21 protein-coding genes are annotated in these 25,455 nt (G+C 59.0%); 11 read left to right on the top strand and 10 right to left on the bottom strand.

The features are described 5' to 3' along the window. Window positions 1-39: 39 nt before the first annotated feature. Window positions 40-1,062: a DUF6160 family protein gene (locus tag BM344_RS06660; protein ID WP_091987461.1), complete on the bottom strand. Its 1,023-nt coding sequence runs from the start codon at window positions 1,060-1,062 to the stop codon at window positions 40-42. A 324-nt stretch (window positions 1,063-1,386) separates the two neighbouring features. After that, window positions 1,387-2,046, bottom strand: coding sequence for a GntR family transcriptional regulator (locus BM344_RS06655; RefSeq protein WP_091987460.1), 660 nt, complete (start codon window positions 2,044-2,046; stop codon window positions 1,387-1,389). 263 nt (window positions 2,047-2,309) lie between these two features. Between BM344_RS06655 and BM344_RS06650 the strand changes: the two genes are divergently transcribed. Next, window positions 2,310-3,449, top strand: a complete 1,140-nt coding sequence (locus tag BM344_RS06650; RefSeq protein WP_091987458.1) for an alkane 1-monooxygenase — start codon at window positions 2,310-2,312, stop codon at window positions 3,447-3,449. A gap of 393 nt (window positions 3,450-3,842) precedes the next feature. Further along, entirely contained in the window at window positions 3,843-4,391 is a 549-nt protein-coding gene (gene gloA / locus BM344_RS06645) for a lactoylglutathione lyase (protein ID WP_091987456.1), read from the top strand. Between the two features lie 6 nt (window positions 4,392-4,397). Here the strand turns inward: gloA and BM344_RS06640 are convergent, their stop codons facing one another. The 8 genes from BM344_RS06640 to atzF all read right to left on the bottom strand — a co-directional run bounded on the left by BM344_RS06640 (window position 4,398) and on the right by atzF (window position 15,696). Next, a complete protein-coding gene (locus tag BM344_RS06640; RefSeq protein WP_091987453.1) occupies window positions 4,398-5,351 on the bottom strand; it encodes a DMT family transporter in 954 nt (317 codons plus the stop codon). Next, complete coding sequence (locus BM344_RS06635) at window positions 5,348-6,001, bottom strand: LutC/YkgG family protein (protein ID WP_091987452.1); 654 nt, start codon at window positions 5,999-6,001, stop codon at window positions 5,348-5,350. The genes BM344_RS06640 and BM344_RS06635 overlap by 4 nt, the downstream gene beginning before the upstream one ends. Next, a complete protein-coding gene (locus BM344_RS06630) occupies window positions 5,998-7,437 on the bottom strand; it encodes a LutB/LldF family L-lactate oxidation iron-sulfur protein (RefSeq protein WP_091987450.1) in 1,440 nt (479 codons plus the stop codon). The genes BM344_RS06635 and BM344_RS06630 overlap by 4 nt, the downstream gene beginning before the upstream one ends. Then, window positions 7,434-8,222, bottom strand: a complete 789-nt coding sequence (locus BM344_RS06625; protein ID WP_091987449.1) for a (Fe-S)-binding protein — start codon at window positions 8,220-8,222, stop codon at window positions 7,434-7,436. Before BM344_RS06625 ends, BM344_RS06630 begins: the two co-directional genes overlap by 4 nt. Before the next feature lie 167 nt (window positions 8,223-8,389). After that, on the bottom strand, window positions 8,390-8,659 hold the full coding sequence (locus BM344_RS06620; protein ID WP_091987446.1) for a ComEA family DNA-binding protein: 270 nt from the start codon (window positions 8,657-8,659) through the stop codon (window positions 8,390-8,392). Between the two features lie 479 nt (window positions 8,660-9,138). Next, complete coding sequence (locus tag BM344_RS06615) at window positions 9,139-9,825, bottom strand: GntR family transcriptional regulator (RefSeq protein WP_228143565.1); 687 nt, start codon at window positions 9,823-9,825, stop codon at window positions 9,139-9,141. Between the two features lie 388 nt (window positions 9,826-10,213). Then, entirely contained in the window at window positions 10,214-13,846 is a 3,633-nt protein-coding gene (uca, locus tag BM344_RS06610; protein WP_091987443.1) for an urea carboxylase, read from the bottom strand. A gap of 14 nt (window positions 13,847-13,860) precedes the next feature. Further along, complete coding sequence (atzF, locus tag BM344_RS06605) at window positions 13,861-15,696, bottom strand: allophanate hydrolase (RefSeq protein ID WP_091987441.1); 1,836 nt, start codon at window positions 15,694-15,696, stop codon at window positions 13,861-13,863. A 370-nt stretch (window positions 15,697-16,066) separates the two neighbouring features. Between atzF and urtA the strand changes: the two genes are divergently transcribed. The 9 genes from urtA (at window position 16,067) to BM344_RS06560 (ending at window position 25,350) form a co-directional block, all read left to right on the top strand. Beyond that, complete coding sequence (gene urtA, locus BM344_RS06600; RefSeq protein WP_091987439.1) at window positions 16,067-17,374, top strand: urea ABC transporter substrate-binding protein; 1,308 nt, start codon at window positions 16,067-16,069, stop codon at window positions 17,372-17,374. A 108-nt stretch (window positions 17,375-17,482) separates the two neighbouring features. Beyond that, window positions 17,483-19,081: an urea ABC transporter permease subunit UrtB gene (gene urtB, locus BM344_RS06595; protein WP_091987436.1), complete on the top strand. Its 1,599-nt coding sequence runs from the start codon at window positions 17,483-17,485 to the stop codon at window positions 19,079-19,081. Between the two features lie 3 nt (window positions 19,082-19,084). After that, window positions 19,085-20,209 carry an urea ABC transporter permease subunit UrtC gene (gene urtC / locus BM344_RS06590; protein ID WP_091987434.1) on the top strand — a complete coding sequence of 375 codons (1,125 nt, stop codon included), beginning with the start codon at window positions 19,085-19,087 and terminating at the stop codon, window positions 20,207-20,209. After that, window positions 20,206-21,030 (top strand): urea ABC transporter ATP-binding protein UrtD, encoded by an 825-nt coding sequence (urtD, locus tag BM344_RS06585; protein WP_091987431.1) that lies wholly within the window; start codon window positions 20,206-20,208, stop codon window positions 21,028-21,030. The genes urtC and urtD overlap by 4 nt, the downstream gene beginning before the upstream one ends. Beyond that, window positions 21,030-21,728 (top strand): urea ABC transporter ATP-binding subunit UrtE, encoded by a 699-nt coding sequence (gene urtE / locus BM344_RS06580; RefSeq protein ID WP_091987429.1) that lies wholly within the window; start codon window positions 21,030-21,032, stop codon window positions 21,726-21,728. The genes urtD and urtE overlap by 1 nt, the downstream gene beginning before the upstream one ends. A 170-nt stretch (window positions 21,729-21,898) precedes the next feature. Further along, on the top strand, window positions 21,899-22,186 hold the full coding sequence (locus BM344_RS06575; protein ID WP_091987426.1) for a hypothetical protein: 288 nt from the start codon (window positions 21,899-21,901) through the stop codon (window positions 22,184-22,186). A 26-nt stretch (window positions 22,187-22,212) separates the two neighbouring features. Beyond that, a complete protein-coding gene (locus BM344_RS06570; protein WP_139229631.1) occupies window positions 22,213-23,289 on the top strand; it encodes a tetratricopeptide repeat protein in 1,077 nt (358 codons plus the stop codon). Window positions 23,290-23,363: 74 nt separating this feature from the next. Continuing rightward, window positions 23,364-24,422, top strand: coding sequence for a DUF262 domain-containing protein (locus BM344_RS06565; protein ID WP_091987421.1), 1,059 nt, complete (start codon window positions 23,364-23,366; stop codon window positions 24,420-24,422). Between the two features lies 1 nt (window position 24,423). Further along, the gene (locus BM344_RS06560) at window positions 24,424-25,350 is read left to right on the top strand and encodes a HEPN domain-containing protein (RefSeq protein ID WP_091987418.1); all 927 of its coding nucleotides are present in this window, start codon (window positions 24,424-24,426) and stop codon (window positions 25,348-25,350) included. Window positions 25,351-25,455 lie beyond the last annotated feature (105 nt).

Here is a 25,455-nt window from a genome sequence, read left to right as displayed (position 1 = left end):
AGTTTACAGGGTAGGGTGTGGTGGGTGTCCAGTGTCGGCCTAGTGGCCATAAACCATCATCGTGGTGTCGGTAATGGCAAAGTCGGTGAACTGGACGTTGCCGATACTGGTGCCGCCAATCTTGAACACCGGCATATCGATGTCAGCCCGGAACTCCACCTCGTGAATCGACAGGCCATCGTTACCGGACGCGGCGCTGGTGCCCCGCGACAGCTTGGCCGTGGCACTGGCCATGCCGAAATGGCCAACCGTGTCATCGCCCCGTCGGTTGTGAATCTGCAGCCCCTCAATGCCAACCGCGGCAAAGTTGAATACGAACAGCAGATCAGCGGCATCCCAGTTCAGGCTACCGTTGGTAATCTCGAAATGGGTATCCAGCTGCAACTCAGAGCCCGATACCTGATTACCGTTCGCCAGGGTGCGTGAAGAAGTGCCGCCATTACGGATGACCAGATCCGTGGGCCCGACATAACCCTGCAACAGCACATCCGAGAACAACGTGGCCGAACCCTCAGTGCCCGAGGCGGTGATGCTCTCCACCGCCAGCTCGAAATCCACCGCCTGCAGATAATCGTCAATGCTGGCCGGATCGCCGTAGTCGATCGCACCCAAGTGCATCACCAGATCACCACTGTTGAACTGCTTGCCAAAAGAGCCTGCCACGGAGTACTTCGCCAGAGCATCGGCCACATCCGGATCTGTCGGGTCCAACAACCCGGCATCAGCGCGCCGGGCAATCTCCGAAAAGCCGTGTTCCAGCACCTCACCGTCGCCGGCAATATCCACCGTCAGCTTCATGTTATCGAGCACCGTATCGTTCTGCCCCGACAACCTCAGCCCGTTCACATTCAGGGACCCCTCATCGGTCCAGCTCAGACGGTCAATGCTCAGCTTCGTTTCCAGCTCAATGGTCACCCCGGCCTGACCGGTTACCCCGGACATCGCACCATCGTCCAACGGCCGGAACTCCGCCATGGCCGGCAGAGGAAGCGACAACGCAAGCACCCAGAGCGAGAGCGTGGAAGGCAGGGTGTTTCGACGACAGGCAGAGGACTGAGTCATGGTGGCCCCAAAAGTCTGGTTTGTTGTTATCAACGGGAGCGAACAGGCACTACCCGGGCCGCAGGGGGACAGCACAACCAATGCAGCGGAATCTTTGGTTTGTTACAGACTGTTACGATACGAGGCGAGGAAAGAAAGATCTGTGAGCGATGTCACACCCGGACACCAGCAGAGGGTTAGGGGCGAAGCGGGCGGGACAAGCTTCCAAAACTGTGCGGAGCCATGGATGGCGAAGCCAAGCGTACAGGGACGTATTCACAGCGTGTTTTGGAAGCTTGTCCCGCCTGCTTTGCATGCTCCAATGTATGAAGGGCTACAGCGCGGTCAGGCGCCCAGAGCCTGCTGAATCAAAGCCTTCTGATGCTCCGCAAACTCCCGAATCAACGCCTGCGCCTTAACCGAATCCCGCGCCAGAACCGCCTGCGGCAGATTGGCAAAAAACTCACTGGTCTGCGCCAGGCCCCGCCGATAACGATCGGCGCTCAGATAATAGGCGCGACTCACCGCCGGCTTGAAATTCGACAACGCCTCCGTGAGATACGGATTGCCCACCACCTCGCAGCAGGCCTCCATCACCTCAAAGCTCGCCTCAACCACCGCTGAAATATCCGCCGCTGACGACTTCATCCGCTCCACCGCATTGTTCACCGCCGCCAGCATCTTCGGCTTGTCGCTCTCCTGCCAGCGCTCGCACAGCCGCACCGCCAGCATCATCAGCAAGTGCATATACACGTCATACAGTTCCGAGGCATGGGCCGAGTCCAGCCGGGTGGCCGAGGCGCCCTTGCGCGGCGTGTTCTCCACCAGATGCCAGCGCTCCAGCGTGTACAGGGCCTCCTTTACCGACGCGCGGCTAACCTTGAGCTCCCCGGCCAGGGTGGCCTCCTGAATACGCTCCCCGGGGCGAATCTGGCCAGTCATGATCCGCTCGGCCAGGTAGTTGGCGATCTGCTCCGCCAGGGTGTTTGGCACCTGAAAATCCATAAAGGCTCTCTGAACAGGTCGTAAAAACGGTCCGGCCTCGTTGGCAGTCCGGCCATCGTTGAAATGCGTGCGCATGAGTTTATCACAGCCTCTGAAGGTGCAAGCCCCAACGCCCTGATTCGGCGGCGTTCCTGAGATTTGTCAAAAAAGTTGCCTGCCAATGATTGACGACTGATGCATTGTAGGACAATAATGCAAAAAATGACAGGTGAGCGGAGATTCACCAACACGCATTCAAAGGTATGAATCCGATGGAGAGCCCAATGAGCACAACCCAGCTATCGATCCACCGCGAGGCCACCCGCCGGCGCATACTGTTGACCCTGAAAAAGTACAGCTACCTGATTGCCATGGTGCCCCTGGTACTGCCGCCCCTGCTGCTGGCCGCGGGCCAGGCCACAGACCTTGTTAACCTGTTCTCCTGGGGCGTGCCGGTAGTGGTGTTCGGGATCATTCCAGTGCTGGACATGCTGCTGGGAAAGGATTCCCTGAACCCCGATGAAGAGAGCGACGTGCCGCAGATGGTCGGCGAGCGCTTCTACAAAGCCATTACCCTGGGCTGGGTAGCCGGCTTTGCGGTGCTGCTGGTATGGAGCATGCTCGAACTGGCGTCCGGCACCTTCAACCTGGTGGGGGGTATCGGCTGGATCTTCTCCATCGGCATCGTCGGCGGCCTCGGCATCAACGTCGCCCACGAACTCATCCACAAAGACGACAAACTCGAAACCCGCGCCGGCGGCTTCCTGCTGGCTCTGGTGTGTTACGCCGGCTTCAAGGTTGAACACCTGAGAGGGCACCACGTGCATGTGTCAACTCCGGAAGACGCCTCTTCGTCCCGCTACAACCAATCGCTGTACAACTTCCTGCCCCAGGCCTATGTGCGCAATTTCCTGAACGCCTGGAAGCTGGAAGCCGAACGCCTGCAACGCAAGGGCCATAAAGCCCTCAGCTGGCGCAACGAACTGATCTGGTGGTACAGCATCAGCGCCCTGGTACTGGCGGTCTTCACCCTCGCCTTCGGCTGGCTCGGTGCCGCGTTCTTCCTGGGCCAGAGCTTCATCGCCTTCACCCTGCTGGAAATCGTCAACTACCTCGAACACTACGGCCTGCACCGCAGAAAACTCGACAACGGCCGCTACGAACGCACCACCCCCGAACACAGCTGGAACAGCAACTACTTCCTCACCAACGTCTTCCTGTTCCACCTCCAGCGCCACAGCGACCACCACGCCTGGGCCAAACGCCGTTACCAGATCCTCCGCGACCACGACATAGCCCCACAATTACCCGCCGGCTACGCCGCCATGGTGGTCCTGGCGTTGTTCCCACCACTCTGGCGGCGGGTGATGAACTCCAGAGTGGAGGCCTACTACAAAGGCGAAGAACACCAGTTGGCGAGTTAACCGACAAAAAAGAAGTCGTCATCTGTCTTTCCCAGGATGCCGGCAGCAAAGTGAGGCGGCAGGGGTGTGAGGGGGTTATTTCTGCAGGGAAACGAATGTCTGAGCAAAGCGAGTTCGGCTTCCCGGAAGAAATAGCCCCCTCATGCCCCGGCCAGCCCCCAGGTTCAGATCGGCAAGGAACCAACCTCCACACCCGGATCGGCCTGTACTCGAAGGCCCCCAAAGCTTCAGAGCGTCTCTGAAGAACCGCCGGCAATAAACCGGCCCTCAGGACCCCGGCGGTTAGTCTCTGGCCCCGGGGTCTTTTTTCGCGCTCTTTTCCCCGCCCTTGAAATCCCTCTGAAACGCACGCAGGTATATGGTTTGAACTCCGCGGCAAAAAGGGAAAACACAATGCCCAAGCATTTCGAACAGGCCCCCGGCCTTCACGACGACCCAGTTCCCGAAACCGAAGGTTACGTCTTCAACCAGACCATGATGCGCATCAAGGAGCCCGAGCGCTCCATGGACTTCTACACCCGGGTAATGGGCATGCGCCTGGTGCGCAAACTGGACTTCCCGGAAATGAAGTTCACCCTGTACTTCCTGGGATACCTGGACGACCGCCAGGCTGGCCTGGTGCCGCAGGACGACGCCCACCGCACCACCTACACCTTCGGCCGTGAAGCGGTGCTCGAACTGACCCACAACTGGGGCACCGAGGATGACAACGATTTTGGATACCACAACGGCAATGACGAACCACAGGGCTTCGGCCACATCGGTGTTGCTGTTCCAGACGTGTACGCCGCCTGCGACCGCTTTGAAAAGCTCGGTGTCGAGTTCGTTAAAAAGCCGGACGACGGCAAGATGAAGGGCCTGGCCTTTATCAAAGACCCGGACGGCTACTGGATTGAAATCCTGCAGCCGGACATGCTCGAAAGAAACCGCAAGGACGACTGAGGTCGTTTAATCCGCGCCGGCCTCCTGGCCGGCCGCGGGTTTGCTGCCGTAGCGGGAAGCCACAATCACCGCGGCAGTCAGTATCAGGGCGCCGGCAATGCCGATGGGCCCTAGAATTTCCTCCAGGAAAATCCACGCCAGCAGCGCCACAAACAGTGGCTCCAGTGTCACGATAATGCTGGAGAGCGTGGCCGGTGTGGTCTTCATGCCCGTGAAGAAGCACACATAGCCAATGCAGGTCGGCACCACGCCAATGTAGCCCACCATCAGCCAGTGCCGGAATTCCAGACTGGCCATCCCCTCGAAACCGCCGCTCAGCGCGACTACGGGCAGCAGAATCAGGGCTGCGGTGAAAAAACAGATAAAGGCCGTGGTGAACACCGGCGTGCCGGCGGAGCTGTAGCGGCTGGTGAGGGTAAACCCGGTGTACACACAAGCGGCCAGCAGCGCCATCAGAATGCCGGCGAGCCGCAGGGTGCCGCTGGTGTCCATGTCGCTCAGTACCAGCATGGCGGTGCCGGCAATGGCGGCGATCAGCGAGAGTACGGTTAACAGCCCCGGCTTCTCGCCCAGAATCGGCGCAGCGAGAATAGCCACCAGTACCGGCGGCAGGCAGAGCGCAATCAGCGTGGCGATGCCGGCGCCGGTGAGGTCCACGGCCAGAAGGTAGCTGCCCTGGTAGAACGCCTGGAACAGGCCGAGAGCAGCCAGCGGAATCAGCGCCTTACGGGTCAGGCTGCGTAGAGAGCTGCCGGGCACCCGGGCGCCGGGGTGCGCGCGCTCAAGGCGCACCTGCTCCCGGCGCATCAGCAGCCAGAAAAACGGCAAGGCCACCGCCAGCCGCAGAAAGCCCAGGGTAATGGCCTGCAGCTCTGTACCGGTAAACAGGAATTTCGCAACAATGCCCGTGGTCGCCCATAGCAGGGCTGCCAGGGCGATCAACAGGGCGCCTTGGATCATTCAATCATCAACACAATGAGCTCTTTGGGACCGTGAACACCGTAAGCCAGAGTCTGCTCGATGTCGGCGGTTTTGGACGGCCCAGAGATTAGCAGGGCATTGGTTGGCATGCCAGCGGCCCAGTTCTGGGCATGGATGGCCTCGTGGAAGGTGGTGTAGAGCTCCGAGGCCTTCAGCACGGCCACGTGAACCGGTGGCACCAGGCTCATCAGCCGGGGCTCATCCGGCGTTGGCCACAGGATCAGCGAGCCGGTTTCGGCAATGCCGCCCCGGGTGGAAGTAATGGAGGCATCCACCTCGTTGAACAGATGGGCCTGCCAGCTTTCAATGGGTTCGTCGTAAATCAGCAGTTCCGGCAGGTCGTCCCGGCCGGCGTTGCGCAGGGCCTGGCCAATCTCATGCTGCTTCGGAATCAGCAGGTTCCGTGCCCCGCGGGTGCCGAGCAACTCGGCCAACCGGTCCATCCAGCTGTCCTCGCTGCAATGGTGCACCTCGCCGTGCACCGACTCGATCATCTTCTCGAACCGCTCGATCCGCTCGGCGGTGGTCCAGTCCGGCCGCTCCAGCACCGAGAAATCACACTCGGGCGCGGTCAGCTCGCCACCGGTGCGGTTGCGCAGTCGCTGCAGAATCGTCTCCCGGGAACTCATTGTCCACGCTCCTTCATGCGCTGATGCAGGGTTTTGGCGGCCAGCTTCGGCGCCGTGCGGTAATCGGTCCAGGCGCCCACTTTTGAGGGTTGCAGGGCGCGGAACTTGCTGGCAACACCGGTGCCCAGGCGATACACGCCGGGGCTGGCATGCATCCACGCCCAGCCTTTCCAGATCAGCGCTTCCGTCGAACTGCGCTTGGCACCATGGCCACGCACCTTGGCCGGGTGCAGCTGGTCGCCGTCCACCGATTCCTGGCGCAGGCGCACCAGCAGGTCCGGAATGGGAATCTTCACCGGGCAGACTTCGCCGCAGGCGCCGCACAGGCTGGAGGCGCTGGGCAGGTGCCGGCCTTCGTCCAGGCCAATCAGGTGCGGCATCAGGATCTTGCCAATGGGGCCCGGGTAGGTGGTGCCGTAGGCGTGGCCGCCCACGCGGGTATACACCGGGCAGTGGTTCATGCAGGCGCCGCAGCGGATGCAGCGCAGGGTGTCCAGCAGCTCGTCGTCCTGGTAAATGGACGAGCGGCCGTTATCCACCAACACCACGTGCACTTCCTCGGGGCCGTCCAGCTCCTCGGCCTTGCGGGGCCCGGAAATCATGTTGAAGTAGGTGGTGATGTGCTGGCCGGTGGCCGAGCGGGTGAGCAGGGCCAGCAGACCGGTCACGTCCGCCATGGAGGGCACCACCTTCTCGATGCCGGTAACCGCAATGTGGCATTTGGGCACGGTGGTGGTCATGCGGCCGTTGCCCTCGTTCTCCACCAGACACAGGGTGCCGGTGTCGGCCACCGCGAAGTTCACCCCGGACACGCCCACATCGGCGTTCATGAACTTCTCCCGCAACTGCTGGCGGGCGCTGGCGGTCAGGTACTCCACGTCGTTGGAGAGATCGGTGCCGGTTTTCTCGTGCATCAGCTCCGAGATCTCACCGGTGTTCTTGTGAATTGCCGGCATGATGATGTGCGAGGGCGTCTCATCGGCCAGTTGCACAATGTACTCGCCCAGGTCCGATTCCAGAGCTTCAATACCCTGTTCTTCCAGGTAATGGTTCAGCTCCATTTCCTCGGAGACCATGGACTTGCCCTTGATCACCGTCTTCGCATCCCGGGCCTTGCAGATGTCCCGCACAATCCGGCACGCCTCGTCGCCGTCCACCGCCCAGTGCACCTTGATGCCATTCTCGGTGAGCTTCTGCTCCAGTTGCTCGAGCAGATCCGGCAGGTTGGCGAGCGCTTTCAGGCGGATGTTGGCGCCCAGATCCCGCAGCGTTTCCAGATCCCAGCCGTCAAAGGCGTTCTTGCGCTTGGACATAAGCCCGTCCATGGCGCTGCGGAAATTCTTGCGGATCTTGGGGTTATGAATGGCCGCGTGAACGCGAGGGTAGAACTCCTTCACATCAACGTGGTGGCCGGTGCGCTCGGCGGTCTCGCTCATGACTGGTGCCCTCCCTTATTGCCTTCACCTCGAGTCCGTGCCCAGAGGAAACTGAGAATGTGCTCGCCCCGAACCGGCTTCTGGTTCTTCTCGGCGTAGCCATCAATGTTCATCAGGCAGCCGCAGTCGGTCGTCACAAACCGCTGGGCGCCGGCGTCCACCAGCGTGTCTACCTTCTCGCTCACCATGGCGCCGGAGATTTCCGGATGGCGCACCGCAAAGGTCCCGCCAAAGCCGCAGCACTCCTCCGGCCGTGCCTGCTCCACCAGGTTCACGTTCTTCAGCTGGCCCAGCAGCTTCGGGCCCACTTCGGCCACGCCCATTTCCCGGCGCGCCGAGCAGGAGGTATGCATGGCCACGGTGGTGGGTTCGCCGAGGTCTTCCAGTTTGATATGGCAAACGTTGAGCAGGAAGTCAGTCAGTTCCCACACCCGCCCGGCGATCTCGGCCGCCTTCACCTCGTCGGAGGTGTCCTTGAACAGGTCCGGGTAGTGCTTGCGCATCATGCCGCCACAGGAGCCGGAGGGCACCACAATGGGCCAGTCTTCCGGAAACAGGTCCAGCTGGGCGCGGGCCACCGACCGGGCCTGGTCGTGGTAGCCGGAGGTATAGGCCGGTTGCCCGCAGCAGGTCTGGTTCTGGGGAAACAGCACCTCAATGCCTTCCCGCTCCAGCAACTCCACACCGGCAATGCCCGCATCGGGGTAGAACAGGTCCACCAGGCAGGTGCCGTAGAAATAGACTTTGGAAGGTTTGGACGGATAAACCTTGATGGGATCAACCATGGGCCAACGCTCGAATTTTCTGGATTGTTATCCGGCAATAATAGGGTGGTGAAGCGGGCGTTGCCAGACGACTTTAGGGGCAGTCGGAGGCTAGGGAGGGAAAGCAAAGATGGGCGGAAAACGAAGGGCTAAAAAGGGCAGCGGTGGAATCCGCTGCCCCGGGGGTGTTACTCAACAGTCAGGCGATCAGCGTTCTTCGCCAGGGTGGCCTCGCCAATGCCTTTCACGTTGGCGAGGTCAGTTGTTGCCGCGAACGGGCCGTTGGCTTCACGGTAGGCAACAATCGCTTCGGCCTTGCTCTCGCCAATCCCGCTGAGGCTGGCCAGGGTGGCAACATCGGCGGTGTTGATGTTAACAGCGGCGTCCTGGGCTTGGGCAAAGCCGGTCACCAGGCTGAACAGCAATACGAGGGTTGCGAAAAGGGGGGTGCGGTTCATGGAATGTACTCCTGAGATTTGCGTTTTTGGTTGTGTGCCAGGGCGCAAAGCAGCAGAAGCGTATTGTGACAAAACAGAGACGGGTGTGTTCGAGCGAAGGAAGTGCACGGACGGGATCACATTCCCTGTAATCCCCGTTTCCGTGGCTGACCCCTGCCTGGTCCTTCAGGCGTGCGACTCATCCTGAGCGCGTCTTCCCTGTGGTCATCCCTGTGCATCCCGATCCTTCGGGTAACTCCAAATCCCTGGAGTTCTCATCCCTGATGCTTCTATCCATGAAGCTTCCATCCGTGAAGCCTCAATCCTTGAAGCTCTCGTCCTTGAGCCAACGTTCCATGCTGGCTTGTCATCCCTGACACTGATCATTCTACCGGGAGCCGGATCGGACAATACCGGACAATGGCGTCGGGGTTTGTGAGATATATCTTACGAACCTGTAAGCTTTTCGGCGGCTCTCAAAATGAACGTGAGTTCAGTGTTTAAGGGGTCTGCGGGGCAATTTGTTGCCCGTTGCGGTGAGCTTCTGCGGCCTCGCGGATTCGCTCCATGGTGATCTCGCGAACCGCTTTCTGGCTGGCGCGAATGTGGTGGGTCAACCGGTCGGCGGCTTCGGTGGCCATGCCACTGCGCAACGCTTCCAGAATGGCGGCGTGTTCCACGTAGGTGGCGTCCACCCGATCGTCCCGGGTGAAGTCCAGGCGCCGGATGATCCGCAGCCGGTCGGTGATCTCCCGGTGAATGCGCGTCATCTCCCGGTTGCCGGCCGCAGCCACCAGGTCACAATGAAAGCTCTCGTCCAGCGCCCGCACGGTACTGCCGACGGCCCTCTCGGAGGGGTGGTCCGGGTTCCAGATGGCTGTCAGCGTGCGAATGGCCGGCGGCTCCTCGTCCAGGCCGCAGATCTTGTGCATCGCGGCCCTCTCGAGGGTGATCCGCAGGTCGTAGAGCTCTTCCACCTGCCGGAAATCAAACGGCTTCACCTGCCAGCCGCTGCGGAACAGCACCTCCACGTAGCCTTCCCGCTGCAACCGGTACAACGCTTCCCGCACCGGCGTGCGGCTGGCATTCAGGCGCGTGCCCACATCGCCCTCGCTGAACTTGTCACCGGGGATCAGGCGGAACTCAAAGATGTCGTCCTTCAGGGCTTCGTAAACCCTGTCTGCCATGGACTCTTTTCTTTTGGTGTTTGTTGCCATGTTCTTTTCGTTCGCCCCTTGTTTTGATTCCGGGTTGCCTCTTGGGTGGAGTTTGGCCGCTGGGCGCGGCTATCGGGAAGGCTTTGCAAAAGACGCCGTGAACCCATCCATGGGGGCTTGATCGCAGCATCCCTGCTGCTCACACTTTTGCAAAGCCTTCCCGACATCCACGCCCGACTCCCTTGTCCGAAAGCCGGTGGTGGCAGGTCTGTCACAGACTGTGAGCAGCATGGATGCTGCGATCAAGCCTACATGGACGTATTCACGGCGTGTCTGTGACAGACCTGCCACCATCGGCTAAACCCCCAAGCCAGCGGCCAGAGGCGGCCAAACTCCGAAGTCAAAGCCAGACCAAACCTCAAACCTTGATGCTCAACAAAGGCTCCCCCGGAGTAACGGCTTTGCCAGGCTCCACATGCATGGCACTGATCTCCCCGGCCTGGGTCGCGTTTATCTCGAATTCCATTTTCATAGCCTCCACGATCACCAATGGATCACCCTCGGCCACGGTATCGCCCGGTTTCACCAGGCACTTCCAGATGTTGCCGGCAATCTCCGCGCTCACCAGTTCGCCGAATTTCGCGAGATCAGACACCTCCGGTTTGGGCGGTGCCTTGGCGAGTTTGTCCAGTTCCGCGGCTTCGCTGTCTTTCCACAGGGCCACCTCTTTAGCATAGGCCGCCTGCTGTAGTTCGCGGAACTCGGCGATGGAGTCGGCGTTGGCGTCCAGGAAGGCCTGGTGGGATTTGAGGTCGAAGGTTTCTTCCTCAATTTTCACCGTCAGCTGGCCGGCGCGGAACTGGTCGCGCATTTCGTTCAGTTCGGCTTCGGTGACCGGGTAGTAGCACACCTGGTCGAAGAACCGCAGCAGCCAGGGGGCGCCTTCGGCGAACTGGGGGTTCTTCAGGTATTTGTTCCAGATGGGCAGGGTGCGGCCGACCAGCTGGTAGCCGCCGGGGGAATCCATGCCGTAGATGCACATGTACACGCCGCCGATGCCCACGGTGCCCTCGGCCGTGTAGGTGCGGGCCGGGTTGTACTTGGAGGTGAGCATGCGGTGCCTCGGGTCCAGCGGAACCGCGCAGGGTGCGCCGAGGTAGACGTCGCCCAGGCCCAGCACCAGGTATCTTGCCGAGAACAGGATGTCGCGGACGGCCTCGCGGCTGGGCAGGCCGTTGATGCGTTGCATGAAGTCGACGTTGTTGGGCAGCCAGGGGGCGGTGTCGCGCACCGACTGGCGGTATTTGTCGACGGCTTCCAGGGTGGCGCTGTCTTCGAAGGCCATGGGCAGGTGAATGACCCGGCTGCGCACTTTCAGCTCATCGGTGGGCGGCAGGGTGGCTTCCAGGTCCAGCAGGTAGGTCATCAGCGCTTCCTGCGTGAGAATCCGGGCGTCGTAGCGCAATTGCAGCGAGCGCACGCCCGGCGAGAGCTCCAGCAGGCCGTTGGGTTGCACGTCGGCGATGGCTTCCATCAGGGCGTGGATGCGCAGGCGGAAGCCCAGGTCCATCACGTTGGGGCCGTATTCCAGCAGGATGTACTGGTCGCCGGCCTGGCGGTAGGTCACTTCCGGGCGCCCATCGGTTTCGGCCAGGTGGGCCAGGATGGTGGCGGACAGGCCGTTCACCGGTTCAAGATCCGGCTTCACCAGGTCTACCATCGGCGGTGCCATCAGGCTCTTGATGGCCAGTTCCTGGCGCTCGGAGAGTTTCACGGCGGTGTCGTTATCGATGGCCACGAACCGGATCGTATCGCCGGGTTTCACCTGGCCGACCTTCCACAGCTCCGCCTTGGCGATGGTCACCGGGCACACAAAGCCGCCCAGGCTGGGGCCGTCCTTGGTGAGGATGACCGGCATGTCGCCGGTGAAGTTGATAGAGCCGATCGCGTATTCGCAGTCATGGATGTTGGAGGGGTGCAGCCCCGCCTCGCCGCCGTCGGCCCGGGTGAATTCGGGCTTGGGTCCGTTCAGGCGGATGCCCAGGCGGTTGGAGTTGTAGTGCACTTCCCAGTCCTGCTCGAAGAACTTCTCGATGGACTTTTCGGTGAAGAAATCCGGGGCGCCGTGGGGGCCATAGAGCACGCCGATTTCCCAATGGTCCGGATAGTCGGGGATCAGGTCCGGATCCGCCGGGGCCGGGTCGTGGGTCGGTGCCGTGGTGGTGCAGGCCGGCAGATCGATCTGGCTGATGCCGAGCATGTCGCCGGGTCGCAAAGGCCGTCCGCCGTGGCCGCCGAACTGGCCGAGGGCGAAGGTGGAGCGGCTGCCCAGGTACACCGGCACATCAAAGCCACCGCGCACCGCCAGATAGGTGCGGCAGCCCTTGATAGCCTTGCCCACCGCCAGAACCTGGCCGGCCTTCACAGTGATGGGTTTCCAGAATTCCACCGGTTTGTCGTCCAGGGTCGCGTCTGTAAGCGCACCGGTGAGGGCAACCACGGAGTCCTTGTGGAACTTCAGGCTGGGGCCGATCAGGGTGGCTTCCAGGCCGGCGGCTTCGGTGTGGTTGCCGACAATGCGGTTGGCAATCCGGAAGGCGTAGTCGTCCATGGGACCACTGGGCGGCACGCCGATGTTCCAGTAGCCCACGCGGCCGGGATAGTCCTGCACGGTGGTGTAGGTGCCTGGTTTGACCACTTCGGCCACCGAGGGTTTGAAATCGAAACTCTCCAGGGCGCGGGTAGAGACAATGCCATCGGCAAAGCTCTGCTGGGCCACCACCTGGCGCAGGTAATCCAGGTTGGTGGCAATGCCCATCAGCCGGGTTTCCGCCAGGGCGGCTTTCAGTTTGGCCAGGGCCTCGTGCCGGTCTTGGCCGTGCACAATCAGCTTGGCGATCATGGGGTCGTAATGGGCGGACACCTCGCTGCCGTTTTCCACCCAGGTATCGACCCGTACGCCGTCTTCCGGCCAGTGCACGTCGGTCAGCTCACCGGGGGAGGGCTGGAAGTCCTTCAAGGGATCTTCGGCGTAGATGCGCACCTCCATGGAGGCGCCGTTCAGAGCCGGCTCGAAGTTCGCCAGGTCCGGGCTTTCGCCGGCGGCGATTTTCAGCATCCATTCGATCAGGTCCAGGCCGGTGACCGACTCGGTGACCGGGTGCTCAACCTGTAAGCGGGTATTCACTTCCAGGAAGTAGAACTCGTCCCGGTCGGCGTCGTAGATGTACTCCACGGTGCCCGCGGAGCGGTAATTTACCGACTGCCCGAGGGAGACGGCGGCATCCAGCATCTTCTGGCGAGTGGCCACCGGTAGGTTCGGTGCCGGGGTTTCCTCCACCACTTTCTGGTTCCGGCGCTGCAGCGAGCAGTCCCGTTCGCCCAGGGCCACCACATTGCCGGCGCCATCGCCGAACATCTGCACTTCCACATGGCGGGCCCGGGCGATGAAGCGCTCCAGGAACACGCCGCTGTCATTAAAGAAGCTCTGGCCCTGGCGGCGCACGGTTTCAAAGGCGTCGCGCAATTCACTGTCACTGTTGCAGCGGGTCAGGCCGATGCCGCCACCGCCGGCGGTGCTCTTCAGCATCACCGGGTAGCCCAGGCGCTCGGCGGTTTGCAGGGCTTCGTCCAGGCTTTCCAGCAGGCCGCTGCCCGGGGCCAGGGGCACACCGGCGGCTTCCGCCAATTCCCGGGCCCGGTGCTTCAGGCCGAATTCGCGCATCTGGTCGGCCGTGGGGCCGATAAAGGCAATGCCATCGGCCTCGCAGGCCTCGGCGAAGTCCGCGTTCTCGGAGAGAAAGCCATACCCCGGAATAATCGCCTCGGCGCCGGTGTGCTTCGCCGCCGACAGGATTTGGGCCTTGTCCAGGTAGGTTTCGCTGGCGCCGTTACCGGTGAGTGCCACGGATTCATCGGCCAGGGTCACGTGCAGGCTGTGGCGATCCTGGTGGGAGTAGACAGCCACGCTGCCAACGCCGATGGCCTTGAGGGTGCGGATGGTGCGAACGGCGATTTCGCCTCGGTTGGCGATCAGAACTTTGCTAAACATGATGGCGGTTCTCCTTATGCCGTGCCGGATTTGAGTGCGTTGATGTAGGCGCGCCAGCCGCCGAATTCGGTGACATCCCGGGCGCCATCGAAGCCGTAGCCTTCGCAGATAAAGCCGTTCACCCAGCGGCCATCGGCCAGCTCCACGTTGCCGATGCCGAGCGGTGCAGGAATCAGGTCCACGAAGGAGCCAAACGCCGAGGCGGGCATTTCCCAGACTTCCACGATGATTTGCTCGCCTTCACCAGCGGCCACTCTTTTCAGGCCCGGTTTCGGCGGCGTGGTGTTGGGCAGGGCGTACAACCGGTAGTTGGCGGAGGTGGTGGTCTGCTCCAGCAGCACCGAGAAGCGCTCGGTCAGCTGGGTGTTCAGGGGCATGCCGCTGAGGTGAGCGCCCACTACCGCCACTTGCACGGTGGGCGTTGATATGGCCGCGCCGGGCTCTTCTTCGGGGCGGGGTTTGTCGGTGGCGCCCAATTTGGTGGGGTGGGCGTTCAGCCATTGGCAGGCCAGGTGCTGCAGCTCCGCATCCTTCCAGGCGCCGCTGATGAGCGTGACGCCGAACGGCAGGCCGTCGTCCCGGAAGCCGGCGGGCACGGCCAGGGCGCTCATGTCCGCCAGGTTCACGAAGTTGGTATAGGTGCCCAGCTGGCTGTTCAGGGTTACCGGGTCGGCGTTCACCGCCTCAATGGTGGGCGCCGTTGGCGCCGTAGGCACCAGCAGAGCGTCGATATCGGCCAGTAGCGCGTCGATCTCCCGTTGCAGTTCTTCCTTGCGGTACTGGGCCTTGAAGGTATCGGTGGCGCTGAACTTTCCGCCGTTGCCGATAATGCCTTTCACCACCGGGTTCATCTCCCCGGCGTGGCTGGCCATGAATGCTTCCACGGCGGCGTGGCGCTCGGCCACCCAAGGGCCCTCATAAAGCAGCGCCGCCAGTTCCAGCATGGGGCTGAAATTCAGGGGAACGACCTCCACATCCAGCCCACGCCACAGGCTGATGGCGGTGTTCCAGGCCGCTTCCGCGTTCTGGTCGCCAAACCATTGCGGATGCTCGGGAATGGCGAGTCGTCTGATCGGGCCGGGACGGCGCAGGGCAGGGCCATCCAGGGGCAGGGCGTAAGGCGCCTTGCGTGAGAAGGCATCGCCGGCATCGAAACCGGCCATGGCCTCCGATACCCGCCCGGCGTCGTTGACTGTCAGCGCAAAGATCGAGACGCAATCCAGCGAGCGACAGGCCGGCACCACGCCGCGAATGCTGAACAGGCCCTTGGTCGGCTTCAGGCCGACCAGGTTGTTCAGGCCTGCCGGCACCCGGCCGGAGCCGGCGGTGTCGGTGCCCAGGGAAAACGGCACCAGGCCCCGGGCCACTACCGACGCTGAGCCGGAACTGGAACCACCGCTGACCACCTCCGGCTTGAAGCTGTTGGGCACCGCGCCATAAGGGGAGCGGGTGCCGACCAGGCCGGTGGCGAACTGGTCCAGATTGGTCTTGCCGATCACCACCGCGCCGGCGGCTTTCAGGCGCGCGATGACCTTGGCGTCCTGTTCCGGGGTGTAGGCAAAGGCCGGGCAGGCGGCGGTGGTTTTGAAGCCCTCGGCGTCGATGTTGTCCTTGGCGGCGAATGGAACGCCATAAAGAGGCAGTGCACCTTTGTCGCCACCCGCGGCTTCCAGAGTCTGGTCCAGGTCTGCCAGTGCGCGGCTGAGGCCATCGCCGTCGAGCAGGGAGATCCAGGCGGCATCCTCAGTATCCAGCCCGCTCAGCAGTTCGCCCAGCAGCGCTGCCGGCGATGCGCCCTCTCTGTAGGCGTTCTGCCAGTCCTTGATGGTCCATCCGAGTGTTGAAGGCATTGGTTGTCCTCATGTGCGATTCATCTTGTATACATGTGGAATGGCAATGCCTGTGCCATTTGCGGATTTTTCTTGATTAACATTTAAAAACAGAGGGTTATGGTTTTTGTGCGTGAGGTCGCGCTGGCGAGGCCTGCCCAATGCCGGTGCGGGCGCACCAAAACTGGTCTGTAAAACAGGGGGTTGGCGGGGTGTAAGCAGGTGCAGGGTGGGGGTCTGTCGGCTTGTATACTAGTTAACTGATTGTTTTAGCTAAATTTGCAGGGAATGTGGAACAGCAGATGCAGAGGCTCCGGTGCGTTTCATGACGAACTGCACGCTTCAACACACGACTAAAGGCAAGACCCAACTCAAGAAAAGGACGCACGACATGAGCTTCAAAAAACACGTGAAACTGGGCCTCTCTGCACTCGCACTTTCCATCTCCTTTAATTCCGTGGCAGCGGAAGACCCCATCAAGGTGGGCATCCTGCACAGCCTCTCCGGCACCATGGCCATCAGTGAAACCGTACTCAAAGACACTGTTGAAATGCTGATCGAGCAACAGAACGCCAAGGGCGGTGTGCTCGGTCGCCAGATGGAAGCGGTGGTTGTAGACCCGGCCTCCAACTGGCCGCTGTTCGCGGAAAAAGCCCGGGAGCTGCTGGCCCAGGAAAAAGTGGACGTGATCTTCGGCAACTGGACCTCGGTTTCCCGCAAATCGGTACTGCCGGTGGTGGAAGAGCTGAACGGCCTGCTGTTCTACCCGGTGCAGTACGAGGGTGAGGAATCCTCCGAGAACGTGTTCTACACCGGCGCGGCGCCCAACCAGCAGGCGATTCCGGCGGTGAACTACCTGATGAATGAAATCGGCGTGGAGCGCTGGGTGCTGGCGGGCACGGATTACGTGTACCCGCGCACCACCAACAAGATCCTTGAGACCTACCTGATGGACAAAGGGGTGGCCAAGGAAGACATCATGATCAACTACACCCCGTTTGGTCATTCCGACTGGCAGAACATCGTCTCCGACATCAAGCGCTTCGGCTCCGCCGGCAAGAAAACTGCCGTGGTGTCCACCATCAACGGCGATGCCAACGTGCCGTTCTACCGCGAGCTGGGCAACCAGGGCATTTCTGCCGCCGACATCCCGGTGGTGGCCTTCTCCGTGGGTGAGCAGGAACTCTCCGGCATCGACACCGCGCCGCTGGTGGGCCACCTGGCCGCCTGGAACTACTTCATGAGCGTGGACAACGACGCCAACTACGCCTTCATCGACCAGTGGATCGAGTACACCGGCAAGGAAGACGCCGTAACCAACGACCCGATGGAAGCCCACTACATCGGCTTCAACATGTACGTTGAGGCGGTGAAGAAAGCCGGCACCACCGACGTGGACGCGGTGAAAGACGCCATCATCGGCGTAACCGTGCCCAACCTCACCGGCGGCTACGCCACCATGATGCCCAACCATCACATCACCAAGCCGGTGCTGATTGGCGAGATCCAGGACAACGGCCAGTTCTCCGTGGTGTGGGAAACCCCGGCCACCGTGGCGGGCGATGCCTGGTCTGACTTCCTGCCGGGTTCCCGCGACATGATCGCCGACTGGCGCAAGCCGCTGTTCTGCGGAACCTTCAACACCGCCACCGGCACCTGCGGCGCCTCTGCCGGCGAAATGGCGATGGAAGCCGAGTAAGGCTCAAACGGCCTTGCCATATTGGGCGAGCGCCAAGGACAGCCGGGGGTGGCAGAGTTGCCCCCGGCAGTCACCCCGCACCACGCTTTCAACCAACAGGACATTCTCATGAGCATCTGCCGATCGCTCACATTGCTGCTGATGGCTGCGTTATCCCTGCTCTCGCTCCCGGCGACAGCGCAGGACACCGACCCTGGCAAAGCCCTTCTGATCAACCTTGCCGAGGCACCGGCCAACAAGGTGGAAGAGGCGGTGAATGCCATTGTCAGCAGCGGCGACGAACGGGCCAGGGGCTGGCTCGAAGCATACGGGGCCAACCGCCTCAGCCGGATAGAAGACACCGGGCAGGTGGTGCTGGTACTGAACAACCGGGGCCGGGACTGGGAAATCGCCGACCCGCTTACTGGCGAAAACCTGGGCGAAATCTCCCGCCGAGAGCTGGACAGAGTGGCCATCAACAACCGCATCCGGGGCCAGCTTGAGGGCATACTCGCCATGCTGGACCTGAACGCCAAAGACCCGGACGTGCGGGAAGCCTCCGCCCGGGACATGATGGGCAAGGTGGACGCCTCCCTGGTGGCGCCGCTGGAAGCACGGCTAGAGGTGGAAGACAACGCCGCCGTGCGCAACCGAATTGAAGAAGCCCTGGCCATTTACCGGGTAGGCGAGGGCAACCTGGAGGCCGTGGACGTGCTGGCCGGCAGCCTGCACCCTCGCGCCCGCGCTGCCCTGAACGAGGCCGTGCGAGGTGACAACGAGGCACTGGCCAACCGGGCGGCCAAGGCCCTGGAAAGCATCGAACAGAAACTGAAACTAAACCGCGCCGCCGAGACCCTCTATTTCGGGCTTTCTCTCGGCTCGGTGCTGGTCCTGGCTGCCATCGGCCTGGCCATCACCTTCGGCGTAATGGGCGTGATCAACATGGCCCACGGCGAGCTGATCATGCTGGGTGCCTACACCACCTGGGGCATGCAGCAACTGCTGCCGGGCCAGCCTGGCCTCGCGCTGATTCTCTCGATACCCGCCGGCTTCCTGGTGGCCGCCACCGCCGGCATCATCATCGAACGCAGCGTGATCCAGTACCTGAAAGGCCGACCGCTGGAAACCCTGCTGGCCACCTTCGGCATCAGCCTGATCCTGCAGCAGCTGGTACGCACGGTGATCTCCCCACAGAACCGCACCGTGGTAACGCCGGACTGGATGAGCGGCTCCCTGGTGATTAACGACGCCCTCTCGCTCACGTTGAACCGCCTGTACGTGCTGGCCTTCGCCCTGATTGTCTTCACCGGCCTGATGCTGATCATGCGCAAGACCCGCCTGGGCCTGGAAGTGCGCGCCGTAACCCAGAACCGCGCCATGGCCCGCTCCATGGGCATCCGTGCCACCCGGGTGGACATTATGACCTTTGCCCTGGGCTCCGGCGTTGCCGGCCTGGCCGGGGTGGCGCTCTCCCAGCTCACCAACGTGGGCCCGAACCTGGGCCAGAACTACATCATCGATTCCTTCATGGTGGTGGTTTTCGGTGGCGTCGGTAACCTCTGGGGCACGCTCATTGCCGGGCTTTCCCTGGGCACCATCAACCAGCTGCTCGAACCCTGGGCCGGTGCCGTACTCGCCAAGATCATTGTGCTGGTGTTCATCATCCTGTTTATCCAGAAACGGCCGAAGGGATTGTTCCCTCAAAAGGGCCGCGCAGCAGAAGGTTAAGTTATGTGGCTGACAAGACCCCTGCGTGAGCGATCCACGCAAATTTTCCTGGGTGTGCTGTTCGCAGCCCTGGTGGTGGTGACCTTCCTCCACCTGTTCATACCCCAGGGCAGCGCCCTGCATGTGAGCGCTTTTACCGTGACCTTGCTGGGCAAATACCTGTGTTACGCCCTGCTTGCGGTGGCCGTCGATCTGGTGTGGGGTTACCTCGGTATCCTCAGCCTGGGCCACGGCGCCTTCTTTGCCCTCGGCGGCTACGCCATGGGCATGTACCTGATGCGCCAGATTGGTGATCGCGGCGTGTATGGCGATCCCATCCTGCCGGACTTCATGGTGTTCCTGAACTGGCAGGAGCTGCCCTGGTTCTGGCACGGCTTCGACATGGCCTGGTTTGCCTTCCTCATGGTGCTGCTGGCTCCGGGCCTGCTGGCGCTGGTGTTCGGCTTCCTGGCCTTCCGCTCACGGGTGACCGGGGTGTACCTCTCCATCATCACCCAGGCGCTGACCTTCGCCCTGATGCTGGCCTTCTTCCGCAACGAGATGGGCTTTGGTGGCAATAACGGCCTCACCGACTTCAAGGACATTCTCGGCTTCAACCTGCGCACCGACGCCACCCGCCTCGGGCTGTTCATCGCCACCGGCATTGCCCTGGCCATCGGCTACGTGATCTGCCGCGGCATTGTGACCAGTAAGCTGGGCCGGGTGAGCGTGGCCTGCCGCGATGCCGAGGCCCGCACTCGCTTCCTGGGCTACCGGGTGGAGCGGGTGCAGCTGTTCGTGTTCGTGGTCTCCGCCATGCTGGCGGGTGTGGCCGGGGCGCTGTATGTGCCTCAGGTAGGCATCATCAACCCCAGCGAATTCTCGCCGCTGTTCTCTATCGAGATCGTGGTGTGGGTGGCCCTGGGTGGCCGGGCAACGCTCTACGGCGCGGTGATCGGCGCCATCCTGGTGAACTACGCCAAAACCGTGTTCACCGGCATCATGCCGGACGCCTGGCTGTTCGCCCTCGGCGGCCTGTTTGTGCTGGTGACCGTGTTCCTGCCCAAGGGCATTGCCGGGCTGCTGCAGAAGCGCCGCAAAGCCAACACCGATGACGACACACCCACCGGGCAGGAGGCCACCGCATGAGCATTTTTCAGGAACTGGCCGACCGCGAGCACGTATTCGAGTTTCTTACCCAGGTGCAATCGCCGGTGGACGTGCGCCACGGCCCGATTCTGTACCTGGAAGACGTGAACGTGAGCTTTGACGGATTCAAGGCCATCAACAACCTCAACCTCACCATCGACGACGGCGAGCTGCGCTGCATCATCGGGCCTAATGGCGCGGGCAAAACCACCATGATGGACATCATCACCGGTAAAACCCGGCCGGACACCGGCTCCGTGTGGTTCGGCAGCCACCACAACCTGCTCACCATGAACGAGCCGGACATCGCAAGCCTGGGCATCGGCCGCAAGTTCCAGAAGCCGACGGTGTTCGAAGCGCTCACCGTGTTCGAAAACCTGGAACTGGCCATGGCGGCAGACAAGCGCGTGTTCCCCACGCTCACCGCCATCATGAAACCGGAATTCCGGGACCGCATCGACGAAGTGCTCGAGATGATCGGCCTGAAAGACCTGCGGGTCCGCCTGGCCGGCATCCTCTCCCACGGCCAGAAGCAGTGGCTGGAAATCGGCATGCTGCTGATGCAGAAGCCGCGCCTGTTGCTGGTGGACGAACCGGTGGCCGGCATGACCGAACAGGAAATGGAACGCACCGCCGAACTGCTCACCAGCCTGGCCGGCAAACAGTCGGTTGTAGTGGTGGAACACGACATGGGCTTCGTGCGCTCCATCGCCAGAAAAGTGACCGTGCTGCACCAGGGCAGCGTGCTGGCCGAAGGCACCATGGACCAGGTCTCCAACGACCCGGAAGTGATCAAGGTTTACCTGGGGGAGGAGGCGTAATGCTGAAGATCCAGAAGCTCAACCAGTTTTACGGCGAAAGCCACACCCTCTGGGATCTGGACCTGGACGTACCCCAGGGCCAGTGCACCTGCGTAATGGGCCGCAACGGCGTGGGCAAGACCACCCTGATGAAATGCATCATGGGTGAGGAAACCACCAAGAGCGGCAGCATCGAATTTGCTGGCGACGTGGAACTCACCAAAAAGAAGGTGGAAGACCGCTCCCGGCTGGGCATTGGCTACGTGCCCCAGGGCCGACAGATCTTCCCGCTGCTGACCGTGGAAGAAAACCTGCGCACCGGGCTGGCGGTGCGCAAGGACGGCAGCAAGAAAATCCCCGAGCGGGTGTACGAGCTGTTCCCGGTACTCAAGGAAATGCGGCACCGGAGAGGCGGCGACCTGTCTGGTGGGCAGCAACAGCAACTGGCTATTGGCAGGGCGTTGGTGATTGAGCCCAGGCTGCTGATTCTGGATGAGCCAGGGGAGGGGATTCAGCCGAATATTGTGGCGCAGATTGGGGAGGTTATTCGTCGATTGATCGAAGAGGATGGGCTTACCGTTCTTCTGGTTGAGCAGAAGTTGCCGTTTGCTAGGAAGTATGCGGATCGGTTTGCGATTTTGGATCGGGGGAGGAGGGTTGCTGAGGATGAGATTGCAGGTCTGTCGGATGCGCTGATCAAAAAGCACCTGACTGTGTGATCGATTAAAGCAAAGAGCTACTGATAAGTGCATAAAGCCGCTCGCGGAACCGGGCGGTTTTCTTCTATCCGGTTTACCAAAATTTACGTCCCACCTGTAGGAAGTTTCCTTACGATTAGGCTAGTGTGTAGCTATAAGAAACGGACTGACGCCGCTGTTAAGGATAACGGATGGACCACACTCAGCTACTGCACGCCCTCCAGAACAACGTTCCGACCGAGATTTGGTATCTAATACCCCTGTTTCTCGTGGCGGCGGTCATCAAATCGCCCTGTTTCAAAGGTAGGGCCGGGGAAGCGGTGGTTAACCTATACGCCAAACTCTTTCTCGATAAAAGCCGTTATCACCTGATCAAGAACGTTACCCTGGATACGGTGAAGCGCATTTCCCGGTTATCAGAGCAAAAGCTCAAAAATGGCTGTCGGATGCGAGCGTTCTTACATATTTATGTAGAGTAGCGGGCCGAACAGTGAAGGAGGTTTTCTTGCAAAGAAATCTGTTAGTAATGATCGTTCTCGTGACGCTATTGCCGCTTGGACTCCAAGCTGCAGATGATGTTGCTGTGAATAATACCCAGCAGCAGGAGGTAGCGGCGCTTGACGCTCAGAAGTTTCGTGACGACATCGAGAGTTTAAATCGTTCATTCGATGAGGTGAGACGCGATCAACTCAACTACAAGATTGAAAATAGTTTACTTAAGGAAGTTTATTCTTCAAATCTTGAAACCGTAAATACGGTTATGACGATTGCTCTTGCGTTGTTCACAGTTCTCGGTTTTTTAGGTGTTCGAGGAATATTTTCGCTCCGAGGGGAGTTTCGTGGTGAGCTGAGTACATTTCAAAATGTGACGAGTGAGGCTCAAAAACGGTTGGATGAAATCGAACGGTCACACAAGAACATATCGGAACAAATCCATCGACTAAACAGAGAAAATGAGGAACAGAACGCTCGCATTAGCACAATGGAGTTGCATGATCAGGCTGCCTCCGCATTTCAGAAGAATGATTTCGAACGTACAATTGAGTTGATGAGTTTGGCTCTGGAGGCCAATCCTCAAGATGTAGAAGCCATGAATCAGAAAGCCATGGCGTATATCTCGACGGGCAAATACACCGAAGCGGCTGCGCTTCTAAACAAGGCTATTGAAGTTAATCCTGATTTCTCTTCGGCTGTTCAGAACCTTCTTGAGGCCTTGATTTGTGCTGGTCGTATTGAAGACTTTGATATTGTTCTGAATAAACATCGATTTGAAATAGCAAAAACTCTTCATTTAGAGGAATACTTGACCGCGTTGCGCCTTTTTAAGACGGATCAGGTAGAGATTTTGTACTCGCATATGATTGAACATATTGAATCTCTATCACAGCCAGATGAAGCTGGCTGGTGCCTCGACTGGAATTTTGAAGATATCAAAAGAGCGACTAAATCATCATACGGAACTAATCACAGAAAGGCGTTAATTGTCTACACGGATGTTTTGTCGGGAGATTTGTCGCCAATAAATGGCTTGGCGCGCATTCGGGAATTGCAGGTCATAGACTTAGAAAGTTTTCAGTTGTGAGGAAATTGGTTTCCTGCTGATATTTAATGTCTTAATATCAATTAGATCAGCATTTTTAATAAAGTGAGTATCGTATGAAAGAAATATTAGAAAAATTTGCCAAGGCTCAGGAAAGCTTGGTTACGCAACAGTCAGATTTCTCCCTTTCAGCAATAGCGGAAATGGTAAAGTTTGAGTCTATAGATATTTCTCCGCATTATCAGAGGCGGGATCGTTGGCATGTTGAAAAGCAGTCAGCTTTAATTGAATCATTTTTATTAAACATACCCGTACCACCAGTTTATCTATCTGAAGATGAATATGGTACCTATACTGTAATTGATGGAAAGCAGAGGATTACGAGTATTTTTGAGTTTTTGTCTGGAAAGTTCAAATTGAAGGATCTTAAAGAGGTCCCGGAGTTGAATGGTTTTACCTTTGAAGAGCTTCCTTCCCAGCTAAAGCGCGCACTGTCCATTAGACCTTTTATGCGTGTAATAACCTTGCTTAAGCAATCAGATCCTGAGCTTAAATACGAAGTTTTCCTGAGGCTAAATACGGGTGGGGAAAAGCTAAAGGCCCAAGAAATCAGAAATGTAGCGTTCGCCGGTCCTCTAAATGAACTGCTTTTCGAGCTGTCTGAAAATGAGTTTATCAAAAGAAAGCTTAAAATAACTTCGTCAAAGTCAGCTCAGTATCGAAACATGGATGATTTAGAGCTGATTTTAAGGTTCTTTACGATTCACGATAGATGGCAGAGTTTTGGGAAAAAAATCGCTATCGCCATGGATGATTTCATGGCAGAGAATCAGTTTGGTGACGTAGGTAGGCTACGGAATCTTTTCAACTTTTCCATTGAAGGATGCCAGAGAATATGGGGAGAGTTGGCATTTCAGAAACCACTGAATAATGGTTGGCGTGATCAGCTTATTGCACCATTATTTGATGCGCAGATGGTTGCAGTTTCTTTGATAGATGAAGCAAGAGTTTCAGAGCTTGAGGAGCACAGTGATGAGGTCCTAAATGCAACTCGAGAACTATATTACAATGACCCGGAGTTTCACAAGGCGGTTACACAAGCTACTGGTGATTCCTTAGCTATTAGGAACAGAATATCAAAGCTCAAAAATATGCTTGAAACTGTTGAGGTTTGATATGCCATCCGCCAAGGCAGATTTTGTAGAACGCATTAGGTGTTTGGATGCTTCAATTGATACTGACTCAGTTCAGAATAAGGCACTAGCTGAAATACAGCATAATTCAATTGCCAGAATGCTAAGAAACGGGCTTGCAGTAGTAAGCTTCGCTTCCCTCGAAGATTTCATTAAAAAGCGGTCTTCTGAAGCAATGGCCGAGGTTAGCAAATGCACTATTTCCTTTTCTGAATTACCAGAAAAGCTGCAGCGCGCTGCAACGTACGAAGTTCTGTCTGCTCTTAACTATCAATTAAGTCTCTTAGATAAAGAAGATAAGCCTGCATATATTCAAGAGCATGCACTGAGGATTTCATCAACGGCTACTCCAAACTTCGAGTTATCAAGTCATACATTCGCTCATGCCCAAGCTAATGTTAGCGGTACTGCTATTGCAGATGTATTGAAATGTTTCAACGTCGAGGACCCCTGGCGTCAAATGTCCAAAATCGCTTCTGATTTGGGACTGACTTCAGGACTGTCATTGGCAGAAATTTTTCGAAGTGCGGCGATTAGACGGCATCGTGCTGCTCATGTTGCTGGTGCCGACACGCCTCCTACGGACATAAAACAATTTGTGAGGGAAGCTTTTTCTATAGCGATAACCTTTGACGCTTTACTTTCCAAGGCGATTCAGAAACTTCTTGAAAATGATGATGATTATATTCGTAAAGGCCTGAAGCTAAGCGCTGATAGTGTTAACTTTAGAACTATAAAGTTTATTGATAATAAGTGGAAAGAGTATAAAGGGAATTCCGCACGTGCATTCCGAACCTCCAATGACTATCAAGAATTATCAAGAGAGGCGAGGCGCAGAGCACTGACGTCGAAAGAGTTAATCGTGGAATTTGACCAGGCAGGGCTTGTAACATGGTGGGAATGCCAATAAGGGTGCTTTAAAAAGGGAAGGTGTGGAGAGTCTATTTCTTGGCACTTTTAACTTAGAAAGTCTGCTTATCCCGCACCTTACTTCGAAAGAGTTGTCTATCCCTAA

Origin of the sequence: Marinobacter gudaonensis, assembly GCF_900115175.1 — a bacterium.
Classification (GTDB): domain Bacteria; phylum Pseudomonadota; class Gammaproteobacteria; order Pseudomonadales; family Oleiphilaceae; genus Marinobacter; species Marinobacter gudaonensis.
The sequence above is the reverse complement of the archived record's forward strand: the minus strand, read 5'-3'. Positions and strand labels throughout refer to the sequence as shown.